Annotated in this window: 8 protein-coding genes; 2 read left to right on the top strand and 6 right to left on the bottom strand. The window is 59.4% G+C overall.

The genetic code is table 11. The features are described 5' to 3' along the window. Complete coding sequence (locus tag DVJ77_RS14980; protein ID WP_114846303.1) at positions 1-1,287, bottom strand: acetyl-CoA C-acetyltransferase; 1,287 nt, start codon at positions 1,285-1,287, stop codon at positions 1-3. Between the two features lie 171 nt (positions 1,288-1,458). Between DVJ77_RS14980 and DVJ77_RS14975 the strand changes: the two genes are divergently transcribed. Beyond that, a complete protein-coding gene (locus tag DVJ77_RS14975; protein WP_114846359.1) occupies positions 1,459-2,595 on the top strand; it encodes a hypothetical protein in 1,137 nt (378 codons plus the stop codon). Positions 2,596-2,620: 25 nt separating this feature from the next. Here DVJ77_RS14975 and DVJ77_RS14970 read toward each other — a convergent pair whose 3' ends face one another. The 3 genes from DVJ77_RS14970 to DVJ77_RS14960 are packed head-to-tail and all read right to left on the bottom strand — an operon-like array spanning position 2,621 to position 5,504. Continuing rightward, positions 2,621-3,076, bottom strand: coding sequence for a GNAT family N-acetyltransferase (locus tag DVJ77_RS14970; protein WP_114846302.1), 456 nt, complete (start codon positions 3,074-3,076; stop codon positions 2,621-2,623). 30 nt (positions 3,077-3,106) lie between these two features. Then, entirely contained in the window at positions 3,107-4,501 is a 1,395-nt protein-coding gene (gene ntrC / locus DVJ77_RS14965; RefSeq protein WP_114846301.1) for a nitrogen regulation protein NR(I), read from the bottom strand. After that, positions 4,494-5,504 (bottom strand): two-component system sensor histidine kinase NtrB, encoded by a 1,011-nt coding sequence (locus tag DVJ77_RS14960; RefSeq protein WP_114846300.1) that lies wholly within the window; start codon positions 5,502-5,504, stop codon positions 4,494-4,496. Before DVJ77_RS14960 ends, ntrC begins: the two co-directional genes overlap by 8 nt. A gap of 862 nt (positions 5,505-6,366) precedes the next feature. Here DVJ77_RS14960 and DVJ77_RS21145 point away from each other — a divergent pair. Next, the gene (locus tag DVJ77_RS21145; RefSeq protein ID WP_162791505.1) at positions 6,367-6,738 is read left to right on the top strand and encodes a hypothetical protein; all 372 of its coding nucleotides are present in this window, start codon (positions 6,367-6,369) and stop codon (positions 6,736-6,738) included. A 1,442-nt stretch (positions 6,739-8,180) separates the two neighbouring features. On the opposite strand, the gene DVJ77_RS14940 is transcribed toward DVJ77_RS21145, so the two are convergent. Continuing rightward, positions 8,181-8,819 (bottom strand): response regulator, encoded by a 639-nt coding sequence (locus DVJ77_RS14940; protein WP_225428022.1) that lies wholly within the window; start codon positions 8,817-8,819, stop codon positions 8,181-8,183. Positions 8,820-8,824: 5 nt separating this feature from the next. Next, positions 8,825-11,821 carry a sensor histidine kinase gene (locus tag DVJ77_RS14935; protein WP_114846295.1) on the bottom strand — a complete coding sequence of 999 codons (2,997 nt, stop codon included), beginning with the start codon at positions 11,819-11,821 and terminating at the stop codon, positions 8,825-8,827. Between the last annotated feature and the right edge of the window lie 110 nt (positions 11,822-11,931).

Here is an 11,931-nt window from a genome sequence, read left to right as displayed (position 1 = left end):
CTAAGGCCTTTCAAGAATCGCGGTAACGCCCATACCGCCGGCGGTGCAGATCGAGATCAAGCCACGGCCGGAGCCTTTCTGTTCAAGCATCCTGGCCAGCGTGGCGACAATGCGTGCGCCGGTAGCGGCGAACGGATGGCCTGCGGCAAGGCTGGAACCGTTGACGTTGAGCTTGGCCGGATCGATCGAGCCAAATGGCGCATCGAGGCCGAGCCGGTTTTTACAGTAGTCGGCCGACTCCCATGCCCGCAGCGTACACAGCACCTGCGCCGCGAAAGCCTCGTGGATTTCGTAGTAGTCGAAATCCTGCAAAGTGAGTCCGTGACGGGCAAGCATGCGCGGTACCGCAACGGTCGGCGCCATCAGCAAACCCTCGCCGTGTACGAAGTCCACGGCGGCAACTTCGGCATCGCGCAGATAGGCTTGAATCGTCAGGCCGCGCTTGGCGGCCCAATCTTCGCTGGCGAGCAATACCGCCGCCGCGCCATCGGACAAGCCGGTGGAATTACCCGCCGTCAGCGTGCCGCGGCCCGAGGTCTTGTCGAATGCGGGCTTCAGCGCGGACAGTTTTTCCAGCGTGGAATCGGGGCGTAGAAAACCATCGCGCTTCAAGCCACGAAACGGAATGACCAGATCGTTGAAGAAACCGGCCTCGTAGGCGGCGGCGAGTTTATGGTGGCTATCGAGCGCAAGCTGATCCTGCGCCTCGCGGCGAATCTGCCACTCTTTGGCCATCTGCTCGCAGTGGTCGCCCATCGATTTGCCGGTGCGCGGCTCGGCCACGCCGGGAAACGCCGGCTTGAGTTCTTTGAATGAGAAACCCTGGGTGGCGGCGCGCAGCTTGTCTTGCCAGCTCTTGCCGCGATTGATCGCCAGCAACCGCTTGCGCAGGCGCTCGCTCAGCACGATCGGCACGTCGCTGGTGGTGTCCGAACCGCCCGCGATGCCGGCCTCGATCTGCCCGGCGGCGATCTTGTTGGCAATGATGATGGCGTTATCCAGCGAGGTGCCGCAGGCACGCGCCGTGGTAATGCCCGGCGTGGTCGGTGCCAGGCCGGAGGACAACAGCGCTTCGCGCGCCAGATTCCAGTCCGAGGCGTGCTTGATGACCGCGCCCATGGCCACTTCGCCAAGCTCAACACCGTGCAAGCCATACCGTTCGACCAGTGCGCCCAGCACTTTCACCGACATGCCGAAATTGCCGACATCCGCATATGCCGTGTTGTTACGGCAAAACGGAATACGTACACCGCCGATCACACCGACGCGCTTTTGCGTGTTTTCCATGCCCTTGGCAATCCGACCGAACCTGAGCGGCAAGGCTAACCCGCTATGCCGCGCGGCGAAAGCCCATTAGCCCCTATTTGTGATCCCAGAACGGCTCGCGCAGATCTAAAAATAGGCACTTGGACGCGAATGTTAGAATCGCCGCTCTTTAATGCTCTGGATTTAACCCACTTGGAAGCGCAATCGCTGCTCGCCCTGCCCGCCGTACTGGCACTGGAAGTGTCGCCCGGCGAAACGCCGCCGCGACTTAGCCTGAGCCGCGACGAGGCCGCCGAGCTGGCCGGCTTGATCGCCATCGACCTGCATGCGCTGTTGCCGCAAGTGAATCAGGCACGCCTGGCGCTCGTGGGTGCCTTGTTCGATACGGTGGAGCTGCTGCGCCCCGGATTTCCGGTGTGGGCCACCCTGGACGAGCTGGCACGCCGCGTGCCGCGCGGCCATCTGGATAACGTAGTCGCCTTTGGCAGCCATGAAGGCCATATGCCGGCCCAGCCGCTGGAGCCCGACCCCACCTATGCCGACGGCCCGATGCGGCTACTCCCGCTGAGCCTGTTGGCACCGGCCGACCTGGCCGAAGCCCTGGGCGAGCGGCTGGAAGTGGAACTGGTCGGCCGCGGCGAAGCTGGCGCCCGTACTGCCGACTGGTTGATGCGCACGCTCGGTGTGAAGCTTGAACACGTGCGCTATCTGAGCCGCAACGACCTGCTCGCGCTGACCTGCGTGCAATACGAGCACGTCAATTTGGCCCCGTTGTGGAGCCTGCTTGAAGCCGCCTTGCTGACGCCTTACCGCGAAGAGATCACCCTGAGTTCACGTGGCTTTGAGCTGCGCTACGCCGAAGGCAAGGTATTCATACCCTCGCCCGCGCAATGGCTGCAGGATCAAACCGGCGACCCGGCCCAGCGTTCGCATGCGTTCGCCGGCATCGTGTTTGAACTGCGCCAGTACGCCGCTCTCCTCGAAGCCCATGGCCTGCCCCTGCGCCTGCAGGCGCCCGCCAGCGTGGAAACCTCACCCGGTGGCCTGCTGGAAATCCTGGCAGCGGTCGACCCCGGCTTCGATCCGCCCACCTTATTCGCGCATGAGGCCCCCGGACTTGGCGTGGTCGCCATCACCGTCGCCCAACGCGGCCATGGCGGCCAGCCCCGTGCACTGGCCCACGGCTATCCATTGCAACCACAGGCGCTGGGCTCGCTGGTGGCGACACTGGCCGATCATTTCGGCATCCCGCCCGATCTGCATGCGCTCGGCCGCATCATGCTGGATGAGCAAGGCCGTCTCAGTGCGCCGGTAACGGCGCTGCATTGACCCTCGCATCGGACGATCGCCGCGCCTATAGCGGCGAAGCCTCGTACATCAAGTAATGACACCGCTCCATGCCAAGCCCGGTATAGGTCGCCTGCGCTCGTTGATTTTCGGTCTCCACATACAAGCGCAGACCGACCGCACCGGCGGCGCGGGCTCGCTCGGCAACATCGGCGTATAGCGCACGAAACACCCCACGGCGGCGCGCTTCAGGCGCGATGTAGACACTCTGGATCCACCAAAAGTCGCCGCAACGCCAATCGCTCCATTCGTAAGTCACCAGCAAGCTGCCCACGGCAAGACCATCGCATTCGGCGACCAGATAGAAGCCACGCCGCGGCTCGTCGAGCACCGCGGCAACGCCCCGCTCAAGCACGGCAGGATCGAGCCGTTTGGCCTCCGTCTCCCACGCCATCGCGGTGTTCCAGGCAACGAGATGGGCGATATCGGCAGGCGTGGCGGAACGGATCTTGGGTGTGGTCATCAGTTATCGCCTGAGTTGTGGCCTGTCTATTTATGCACCGCTCGGCTTGCGCGTCCGCGAGGCGCCGAGTTTGCGGGTAAGCGTGTTGCGGCCAACGCCAAGCGCAGCGGCCGCATGTTGGCGATGGCCTTGATGCGCGGCCAGGGCGGCTTCGAGCAGGGTACGATCAAGCGCTTCGCGCGCACGGCCGTGAATATCTTCCTCGCCGGCGGCCAGCGCCTGCTCGGCCCAGTCACGCAGGGCATCGGCCCAATCATGCCCGGTATGGGCAGCCGATCCATCGGCAAGGTCGGCCGGCAGAATCTCCACGCCGGGCGCGATCACGGTCAGTCTTCGACACAGGTTTTCCAGCTCACGCACATTGCCTGGGTAATCGCGTTGTTCGATCAATTTCAGTGCCGCGCGTGAAAAGCGCTTGGCCGGCAGATTCAGCTCGCGCGCCGCCGAGGCCATGAAATGCTGCGCCAGCAAGGGGATATCACTGCGCCGCGTGCGCAACGCCGGCAAAGCGATGCGCACCACATCGAGCCGGTGCTTCAGATCGGCGCGAAACTGTCCGGCGGCAACGCGCTGATCCAGATCTTGATGGGTCGCGGCGACGATACGCACATTGCCACGGATCAACTCGCGCCCGCCGACCCGATAAAACTCGCCGCCGGCCAGCACGCGTAGCAAGCGCGTCTGCAAGGCCAAGGGCATATCGCCGATTTCATCGAGAAACAGGGTGCCGCCCTCGGCTTGCTCAAAACGGCCGGGATGACGACGCGTGGCTCCGGTGAACGCACCCGCCTCGTGGCCAAACAGCTCGCTCTCCAGCAACTCACTGGGAATCGCCGCCGTATTGAGCGCGACAAAGGGGCGGCTACGGCGTGCGCTTTCCTCATGCAGCGCACGCGCCACCAGCTCTTTGCCGGTGCCGGTCTCGCCGGTAATCAACACATTGAGATCGCTGGCAGCGACGCGGCCGATCAAACGGAACACCTCGCGCATCGCCGCGCTCTCACCCAAAAGCGCATGCGCCGGCGCGGCCGGCGCCAATACGACGCTAACCGCAGGCTCATCGATCAATGCGCGCTCCACCGCAGCCACCGCCTGATCGAGATCGAACGGCTTGGCCAGATAGTCCACCGCCCCGGCACGATAGGCCGCCGCTGTAGTGGCGACGTCGGTATACGCGCTCATCACGATCACCGGACCCACACCTTGTTCCTTCAAAGCGAGCAGCAAGGACAAGCCGTCCTCGCCCGGCATGCGCACATCGGTCAGCAGCAATGCCGGCCGCATCGTTTGCAGCGCCTCGCGCACGGCATCGGCATCGCCGAATTCACGTACCGCATGGCCGGCATCGCGCAGCGCTTCAGCCAATACAAAGCGCACGCCGCGGTCATCGTCGGCGATCCAGATCTCGGCGCGCTGTTTAGTCATGGCTCGGGCCTATCGGCAGATACAAGGAAAACACCGTCTCGCCCGATCGGCTGGCGTAACGCAGTTCGCCGCCATGTTCGCGGGCAATCTCACGCGCCAGCGCCAGACCGAGCCCCGTGCCATCGGCACGCCCGGAGACCAGCGGTTCAAACAAGGTGTCACGCATGGATGCCGGCACGCCGGGGCCATCGTCGATCACGTCCACACGCAGCGCCGTGCGCGCGATCCGCTCACTCAGCCGCACGCCATGCTCGATACGCGTGCGAAAGGTGAGCGTTCGCGCACCGGCCTCTACCGCGTTGCGCGCCAGATTCAGCAGCAATTGCTGCAAACGGTCGGCATCGCCCCATACATCCGGCAGGCTGGGGTCGTAGTCATGACGCAACTGCACAGGCGTCGGCTCGGCCAACAGCAAATCGCTCAGGCGTTCCAGCCGTTCGTGAATATTCACCGACGCCAACCGTGGCGCGCCATCGTGATGCAGCAGCCGGTTCGCCAAGCTAGCCAAGCGGTCAGCTTCGGCAATCACCAACCCGGCCAGCGATTTCAGATCCTCGTCGCCCACCCGGCGCTGCAGCAGTTGCGCCGCGCCGCGCAAGCCGGCCAGTGGATTCTTCACCTCATGGGCAAAGCCACGCAACGTGGCCGACAACGGCGATGCCGCCGGCACAGGCGCCGCCAGCGGGTGTACCTCAAGCAGCAGGCTGGGGCCGTCCAGCGGCTGCAGACTGATGTCCACCATGGTTTCGCCACCGCGCGCGGAAACCAGGTTGATCCCACGCAACTGCAAGGCACGCTGTTCGGCCAGCACCCGTTCGGCCTGCGCCAGCCAAGCCGGCTCATGCAGAAGCAAACCCAACGGCTGTCCCACGGCACTTCGCGGCCCGATTTCCAGCAGCTCGGCCAGCGCGGGATTGATCCACTGCACGCGCAAATCGGCATCGACCAAGACCAGCCCGGTCGTCAACTGCTCCGCCCATACCCGCCATGCCAATGCGTTCATTGCACCATCATGGACAATGCGCTCGTTTGGTGCAATGACGGCAGGCCATTATGTCGTCGCGAATGATTTGTCGACGATCCCTAACCTTGCCGCAGTTTGCTTATCTCCGGCGCGAATACCTAACCCTGTCGCTAGCCGACAACTTCGGTACTCGACGGCTCATTGAGCTCACGCAGAAATCCATTCGCTGAAACCCTTTCATCGGCATTCGCGGTGCGCACCCATCTCGATCAGATGATGTTTCACACCCGATGGCGCTAAACGCACTCTCAGTAACATTCGTTTTGCACGATAACATCGTGACCGTTGTCGTGAAGATCGATGGTTAGGGCTAGGAGGGCGTCGAGGTATCGATGGCCCGGTCGTCAGTAGTTGGGGTGGCTGCAAAGGGCCTATGGGGTCGGAGTGTGGGGCCAGCGAAGGCTAGACTGAAACCTCGTGGCGCCCATCGCTTCTGGCTCCATAGTCGTTCAGGGTGTTGGCCTGTAACGCCTGACGCGGAAATGAAGTCGGGCAATGTCAAAAGACAAACGGAGTGTTCATTGAAATCCTTGAGCTGGGTGTTCTTTTTTTCTGTCGTATCAGTGTTTGCATGCACCCGCGCGCATGCGATTGAGTCAGGCGACCTGTCGCTGAAGCCGGCCAAGCAGTGCAAACCCTCACCCAAAGCGCCGCCTTACAAACAGATGCATCAGGAGTATCGAGCCGCTAATACGCCGTCCAATAGTCCATTCACACAGGCCATAGACATCAATGGTGACGGCTGGTGTGACTGGATAAGCACAGCGGCCATGCCTCCCCATCGCGGAGACGTGGATGAGCCGAACATGCAGGGATTCATTTTTCTCGGGACGGAGTCCGGGTGGCGAAAATTTGGGACATACAGAAATTCAAGTCGAACCCGAGCGCTCTGTCGTTTTCTCGACCACTACTCATCAGTACAGACAGCGCCGCATCTTTCATCGCACCCCTTGCGGTGTATTCAAAGAAAAGCCCCTCGCCGTACATCGCGAGCATCTTCTTGAACGAGGATGTACTGGATCCGTATCTGGACAGCGTGTCCGTCTATCAATGGGATGATGGTTTCGACTCGCTGCGACGGGTTAGCGAGGAAGATCGATCGACGGTTATCGCATTTCTTCAAGAAGCCATGTGCAAGCCAGGCAAGGACTATGGTCATGCCGTGTCGGTTGCCGGAGCGGTCTGCGGCAAACAGCCAGAATTCGTCAAGTAAGGCTAGAGTTAAGCGGCGACGTAGGCGTTTACCTTGAACGAGTTATTAGCAGCTCTCTGCAGCACAGCAAAACTGACCTGATGCTTCAAGGGCCGACGCTACATCCGCAACAACTTGGTCATTGTTGTATGTGGGAATGATAAAAAGGCCACCCCAGTCATTGAACAATTCGAAGGTACCACCGGCATAGACGCACTCCCAGAGAAAATCATCCGGTGCCGGCCAGCTTCCAGTACATGAGAACTCAGCTAGCTGACCTTCCAGTAGCTTGAGAACAGACGGGAAGCCTCCAGCTCTGTGGTCGCCACGGAACTCGATAAGCTTGAGATGCGAGGCTCCATAGCCAGGACGTATTCGGAATTCTTCCATGGACAACCCAACGTTGGAGTTAAGTGGCGGCGTAGCCGTTCGTCTTGAACGAGTTGTTAGGCGCTGCCCGAACCGCTCTGGGAGTGAGGCCCATCTGCTTCAAGCTTACTATCGCAGTGTAGGAACATCAGAGGTAGGGACGCTCAGGCCATAGGCCCTACACCTACAGCAACCGCGGCTCGCAAAAAAGCCGGATTCCACTCGGAATCCGGCTTCGATACACGATCAATAGATTAACTGAACGCCTAGCCCCAAAGGCGGGCGTTCGAAATCGATGGCCGGAATAGTCCCTTACTTTTTCGGCGCGCTGATGGACTTCCTTCCCAGGCTGACAATGGCCTTCAGAAAGAACCAAACGATAGTAACCGCAAGCACCGAATTAAGTAGAAGAATCAAGAATGACCCGCTAGATATTCTTGCGTCATCCCGCTCCCAAATCCATGAGACAAGGTTTATCGGAAAACTTAGGACTGTTGCGCTAACCCGCGTGGCAGTAGACACACAGTTAGTGCGTGTATCACAAGAGATATAGGCACCGAAGACTGTGGCGACAAGCATCACATGCACTATTGTCCCAAGGACAATAAATGGAATGGCTTTGATCTTATTCATCGCGATGATGAGTCTCCTGCGGTTGGATACTTGTAATTTTCTACATCGAATGGTGGGCCGTAGTTATTGTCCGCATCATGTCGCTGTTATTATTCCAATCGGTAGTCATTTTGTTCGGATAGGTAGGCGTTAGAAAACCACCTTGGACATGCATTCCCCCCGACCTAAGAACTCATTTGGCGTAGTCGCCGCAATTATTCGTTAAAAGATCATAGCGGTCATGTAGATGACCACTCGCATACGAATTCATCGCTGCGTCTTGTGCAGGCGTGGTCCTAAAGCAAGTTTGATCCAGATCCGTGCTGAATCATCTTTGGCCAGACCATGAGCGCGAGCCCGACCGCAATCAATGCGTACGCGGCTCTCAATACGTACAAACGGAATGCTGATACCTCGGACATTTCGCACCTCAACATCGATGTGATGGAGTGATGTCAACTCAGTAGAGGCACCCTTGCCCCCTATGGCAACACGCCTGGAGGGTCACTCAAGATATCAATGATGCCGCGGCGAGCCGCGATGACAACGGCTTGTGTGCGATCGCGTGCACCCAACTTGGAAAGAATGTTACTTACATGCGACTTCGCGGTCTCTTCACTGATATGTATGCTATGGGCGATCTCTTTGTTCGAGAGACCCTGCGCCACAAGTCTCAGCACTTCGATCTCTCTACACGTCAGTGCGTCATCCATCATGTGTGCGGCGATGATTCCGGCGACCTCGCTGGGGAAGTAACGCTTTCCCTGGTGCAGTTGGCGGATGGTGTTCAGCAGATCGGTCCGCAGCATGTTCTTTAGCAGGTACGCGGACGCCCCCCATTTCATCGCCCTGATGACTTGCGCATCGCCGCTGTAGTTCGTCAGAACAATGATGCGGGCCTGGGGAAACTCGCTCGCGATGGTGCGTATAGCCTCCTCGCCACTTGTTCCTGGCATCTGCAGATCCATTAGCGTGATGTCGGGGCGATACTCGCGAAACTTTTCAATCGCCTCGGACCCGCTTGAGGCCTCTGCCACAACGGACATATCGTCCTGGGCAGCGATGACCGCCGCGACGCCTTCGCGCAGCAAAGGATGATCGTCGACAATCAGTATGCGCATATTCGTCATCCCCTTGCCCACTGCAGCATGCGCTCCAGCATCCGTTGATAGGCGCTGACCTGGGTTAGATAGGCCGTGCTTGCCGGTACCAGGACCTCTATCTCGCACCCCTCGCCTTCCCGCGACCAGATGCGGAACTTCGCGGAGATTTTGTCGGCCCGCTCCCGCATGCCACCGATACCCCAATGATTGGGACGACCTTGCCGAAGCACATCTTCCGAGATGCCCACGCCATTGTCGCGCAACCGAACCCGCAGCACCCTGCTCAAATAGGCGATCTCTATCTCCAGAAGCGTTCCGTTCGAATGCTGGAAGGCATTGAACATCGCTTCCTTGGCGATCGACAGCACCTCCCAGTAGACCTTAGTGGTCAGCTCGCGGGGTCGGCCTTCAATCAGCGCCTTGAAGTGCATGGCTTGACCGGCCGTCAGCTCCGCGCCGGTCTTTTCCAGCACTTCGTGAAGATCTCCACCCGTCTTGGTTCGCAGATCAAGAACACGCCCTCGCGCTTCGCCAACGACCTTGTCCGCACGACCAAGCGCACCCTCCAGGGCCATACGTGTCTGCGGGTCGTCATGGATTCGATCGGCCACGGATTGAAAATGCATGACCAGTCCTTGCACGCTTTGCAGAAGCGTGTCGTGCAGGTCGCGTGCGATTCGATCGCGCTCTTCATCGCGCGCATTGATGCTCATCCGAATCCGCGCACGCTCCTGCCGCAGACGGTACCTATCGATAGCTACCAACAATGCCGCCATGGACAAAATACAAAGCACTTTGAAGATGATTGTTTGATACCAGGCGGCGCGAATGGCGAACGCGAAAGTGCTGTCCCCGCTGCTGGAGACTCCGTCCTCGTTAATCGCCTGAACATGAAATCGGTAGCTGCCAGGACCGAGATTCGTATATCGGGCACTGCGAAGCCCACCTGCGTCCTGCCATTCGTTATCGACACCATCGAGTCGATAGCGGAAATGAACTCGCTTCGGGTTGGCTAACGATGCCGCCGTGTACTCGATATTCACTCTCCGAGTGAGCGGTCTCAGCCGGATATCGCCAGATGCCGGGTAACGTGTTTCGCCATCCGAAATCCCTTCAATGACGACAGTCGGCGCGATCGTGTTCCGAATAATCTTTTGGGGATATATCCACGAAACAGAGGTTGACGTGCTGAACCAAAGGCGACCGTCATCACTCTTCGCAAGGGTCGGCAGCGGCCGTACACGGTCGGCCATGCCGATGCGGCCATCGTCCGGGCCAAAAAAACGAAAAGATACTTCGTAGGATGGGTCGCTCTGCGCGCGAACAAGTTCCGCAGCTTCAATGCGGTAAGCGCCATCCAGCCCATTCAGCCAAAGGTCGCCGTTGTCCATTTCGACCACGCCGCTTATCACTCGGAAGATATCGCCGCCCCTCCCTTTTACCTGGACAAATCGATCCCCACGGAGAAGAAATAGACCGCGCTCGCCTCCCACCCATACATGCGATCGGGTGACTTCAATCGCCAATAAGCTGCCCGTCGCAAGACCTTCTTTGAGACCGTAATTCGTTGTCTTTCCTTGAGCCATGACGGCCAACGTCTCGTTGGGATAGGCCAGCCAAAGGCGGCCGACATCATCGCTGACCAAACGCGTGGGGCCGCCGAGCCCATATTCGGCGGTGTCGATCTTGGTCCAGGAGCCGTCCTTGAATTGATACAGCCCGTTCAGCGCCACACTGATCCAAAGCACACCACGATCGTCCATAGCGATGGCCTGGCTTAGTGCGCCCGCGCTCTTCAATGCCGGCGGCCATGCGATCTTGCTTAACGTACCGCTGTCGTATTTGAAGATTCCATATAAGCCGGCCATCCAAACCGCGCCCTGCTTATCGCGTACGGCAGCACTGATAGCGTTGGGTATCTGTGGATACAGTTTGGCGGAGAGCCCGGTCACCAAGAACGGTGACTGCCAGACACTGGGAATCCAAATCTGCTTGCTCGTCTCAGGCACGACGAAAGGGATTTGTACATTCCCTGGCAACGACAAGGGTCTTAGATTCGTAGCGCGAAACTGATCTAGCCCTTGCCTGGTCAGAACCCAGATATTCCCTTCACGATCCTCGAAGATGTCCTCAACGCCATTGCTTGATAACCCTTCGGCGTTGGAGAAAGTCTCTACGACGCGCTGCGGATGGCCATCGTCATCCACTATCCAACGATCCCGCTCGATCCCTTTGGGCTGTCCGATCCAAAGTGCGCCTGACGAATCGACTAGCGCGGGGCCATCCTGCTCCTGGTTGTAGAGTCTTGCGGGCGTTCCCGTTCTACGCCACTGCGCATCGATGTGCTTGTCCCCGTCCGTAACGCCAAATTTCGCCGCACCAGGTTCGAGATACCAGGCGTTCGCATCGTCCACGATCCACAGAACCCCATCGATCATCTGCATCGAATGAGGGCGACCGCCATCGTAGCCGAGGTCTGCACCGACCTTTACCCATCGGTTATCGAGTAGACGCACGACTCCTTTCGTACTGGCTGCCCATAGAAGACCATCCGGCCCTCGAAGGACGGTGAACAATGTCCCCTGCGGCACCTCCACCCCGCCCCGATAGTTGACGATGTCGTTGCCGCGAATCCGGCTGAGCCCGCCGCCGAAGTATCCAACCCAGACATCGTCGTTATGGTCGACGTAGATCGAGTTGATGCTCAATTTAGGCAGGCGATTGGCGTATGCATCGTCGAAACGGACGCCATCGAAACGCAGCAAGCCTATCGAACTCCCCAGCCACAGAAAGCCATCGGAAGACTGCGCGATGGCGGTTATGCCGCCATGGGTGGCGTCACTGCCGGTGACATTGATATGACGTAACTCGGTCAGCGGACGATCCAGGGCGCTATCCGCGCTTCGCGGCATACGGTCGATCTGTTGTGCGCGTAGTCCGAAAGCGCACAAAAATACCGCGATCACGCCTGCAAACCGCATCAAAACAGCCGGTACTGAAGCCCCTCTTGGATGCGCCATTGAGCCCGCCCCCTGCGGTTTGAAGAGATACGCCTAATCAACCATCTCATGGTTGCCCGCATATCCCCCAACCGGGGGATTTGAAGTTCCCGCGATTGCGGATCGCGCTA

Source organism: Dyella tabacisoli, assembly GCF_003350925.1.
Lineage (GTDB): Bacteria > Pseudomonadota > Gammaproteobacteria > Xanthomonadales > Rhodanobacteraceae > Dyella_C > Dyella_C tabacisoli.
Note: the sequence above shows the minus strand (reverse complement) of the source record. Positions and strands in the feature narration are given on the sequence as shown.

Coding starts and splice junctions, on each gene's coding strand:
- DVJ77_RS14980 (WP_114846303.1), bottom strand. CDS start 1,287: ATGGAAAACACGCAAAAGCGCGTCGGTGTGATCGGCGGTGTACGTATT.
- DVJ77_RS14970 (WP_114846302.1), bottom strand. CDS start 3,076: ATGACCACACCCAAGATCCGTTCCGCCACGCCTGCCGATATCGCCCAT.
- ntrC (WP_114846301.1), bottom strand. CDS start 4,501: ATGACTAAACAGCGCGCCGAGATCTGGATCGCCGACGATGACCGCGGC.
- DVJ77_RS14960 (WP_114846300.1), bottom strand. CDS start 5,504: ATGAACGCATTGGCATGGCGGGTATGGGCGGAGCAGTTGACGACCGGG.
- DVJ77_RS14940 (WP_225428022.1), bottom strand. CDS start 8,819: ATGCGCATACTGATTGTCGACGATCATCCTTTGCTGCGCGAAGGCGTC.
- DVJ77_RS14935 (WP_114846295.1), bottom strand. CDS start 11,821: ATGGCGCATCCAAGAGGGGCTTCAGTACCGGCTGTTTTGATGCGGTTT.